This is a genomic window from Streptacidiphilus anmyonensis, from assembly GCF_000787855.1.
GTDB lineage: Bacteria > Actinomycetota > Actinomycetes > Streptomycetales > Streptomycetaceae > Streptacidiphilus > Streptacidiphilus anmyonensis.
Genome location: NZ_BBPQ01000031.1, coordinates 1 through 2158 on the forward strand (window position 1 = coordinate 1; position 2158 = coordinate 2158).

Annotated in this window: 2 protein-coding genes; one reads left to right on the forward strand and one right to left on the reverse strand. The window is 71.7% G+C overall.

The window, feature by feature from the left end:
- Window positions 1–343: 343 nt before the first annotated feature.
- Window positions 344–934: an isochorismatase family protein gene (locus TR50_RS24020; protein WP_042425586.1), complete on the reverse strand. Its 591-nt coding sequence runs from the start codon at window positions 932–934 to the stop codon at window positions 344–346.
- A gap of 141 nt (window positions 935–1075) precedes the next feature.
- Between TR50_RS24020 and TR50_RS24025 the strand changes: the two genes are divergently transcribed.
- The gene (locus TR50_RS24025; protein ID WP_042425590.1) at window positions 1076–2074 is read left to right on the forward strand and encodes a GlxA family transcriptional regulator; all 999 of its coding nucleotides are present in this window, start codon (window positions 1076–1078) and stop codon (window positions 2072–2074) included.
- Window positions 2075–2158 lie beyond the last annotated feature (84 nt).

Below are 2158 nucleotides of genomic sequence, written 5' to 3' on the forward strand. Positions count from 1 at the left end.
GCAGCCCACGCCGACACGGTGGCAGCTGTCAACGTTCTACGGGCCGGGCTGGCCCGTCGCGACGCCAACCCGGCCTAGCGAGAAGCCCCAGCGTTTACGCCGGGGAGGAGTCACGAAGTTCTGCAGGATGATGCTGTTCTGGTTTGTTCCCCCCTCGGATGGATGGGCTGGGCTGCGGCCTCACGGCAAGGTCGCGCCTTCGTGCACGTCAGACGCTCGCGTGCGTGCGCGTGCGTGCGGGTATGGGTGGTGCGGGCGCGACCGTGGCTTCCGGCCCGTCCGCTGCGGAGGACGGGTGGATCCGGGGTGGTCGCGCGCCGCGTGCTCCGCAGCGGACGGTGCGTCAGGACAGCTGGTCGCCTTTGGCGACCACGACGCCGTACAGGTCGTGGACGGTGGCGAGCGCGCCCTGGTGCAGCTGCTCGGCGGACACCTGCCCGGCGGGGGTCTGCAGCGGCCGGGTCGCGGAGGCGTCGGCGACGACCGTGGCGTGGTCGCCGCGCAGGAAGGCGCCCTGGGCGGTGAAGGCCACGCACATGTGGGTCATGAACCCGGCGATGATCACCTTGCTCCTGCCCGCGGCGTCGACCAGCTCGCCGAGGTTGGTGTCGAGGAAGGCGTTCGGCTTGCCCTTGACCACGGTCGGCTCGCCCTCGATCGGGGCGACCTTCGGGTGGATCTGGCCGATCTCGGCGCGGATGTCGTACGGGGTGCCCTCGCCGCCGTCGTTGACGACGTGGATGACGGTCGCCCCGGCGGCGCGGGCGCGGGCGAGCAGGTCGGCGGCGGCGTCGAGGGCTTCCTTCCACCCGTCGAGCTCCATCACGCCCTGGGTGTAGGTGTTCTGGTAGTCGATGAGGATCAGCGTGGAGTCGGCCAGACGGGCCGGGCTCTGGTCGAAGCTGTTGAGTTCGCGCAGGGTCGTCGTCGCCACGGTGGTGCACCTTTTCGTTCGGCGGTTCGATTGGACGCCCCCACGCTACGATCAACAAAATGTTGACCACCAGGACGTCCAACCCGCAGAAACGGACATCCTGTTGACGCCATGACAGTCGTGCGACCGGGGGAAATCCACATGCAACCGAGCGGCAAGCTGGTCGCCATCATGCTGTTCCCGGGGGTGGACCTGCTCGACGTCACCGGACCCCCGGAGGTGTTCTCCCTGCTGCGCCGGGAGGCCCCCGAGGCCGCCGGCTACCGGGTCGTCCTCGCCGCCTCGACGCTCGCCCCCGTCACCACGGCCGCAGGGGTGAGGGTCCTGCCGGACACGACCTACGAGCAGCTGGCCGCGGGCCGCATCGACACGCTGATCGTGCCGGGGTCGGTCGAGGCCGACCACGACGGCCGCATCCGCGCCGTCACCGACCCCGACGTCGTGCGGTGGACCCGCGCCCTCGCCGAACGCTCCGCCCGCGTCGCGTCCGTCTGCGTCGGCGCTCACCTGCTGGCCGCCGCGGGACTCCTGGACGGCAAACGCGCCACCACCCACTGGTCCACCGCGCAGCAGCTGCGCACCGACTTCCCCGCCGTGCGGGTCGACGCGGACCCGATCTTCATCCGCCAGGGCGATGTCTGGACCGGCGCGGGCATCACCGCCTGCCTGGACCTCTCCCTGGCCCTCGTGGCCGACGACCACGGCGAGGCGGTCGCGCTGCGCGTCGCACGGCAGTTGGTGATGTACCTCAAGCGCACCAGCGGGCAGAGCCAGTTCAGCGTCCCCCTGGAGCCGGTTTCGACCACGCGGCGCATGGAGGAGCTGCGCCACCATGTCGCGGCGAACCTCACCGCCGCGCTGACCGTGCCCGACCTCGCCCAGGCGGCGAACATCAGCGAGCGCCAGCTGACGCGGATCTTCAAGACCGAGCTCGGCACCACGCCGGCCGCCTACGTGGAGTCCGCCCGGGTCGAGGCCGCCCGCGCCCGCCTGGAGTCCACCGACGACACCTTGGACCGCATCGCGGCGGCGTGCGGCTTCAACACTCCGGACACCCTCGTCCGCGCCTTCCGGCGCAGGCTCGACACCACCCCGACCGAGTACCGCCAGCGCTTCCACCACGCGCCGCCGGCCGGGTAGCGAGGGCGATCGGGTCGGATCGGGGCGGGCGGGGGGCTGCGGGCGTTCACGGCGGGCCGCCCGACCGCAGCTTTTCTTCCCCCC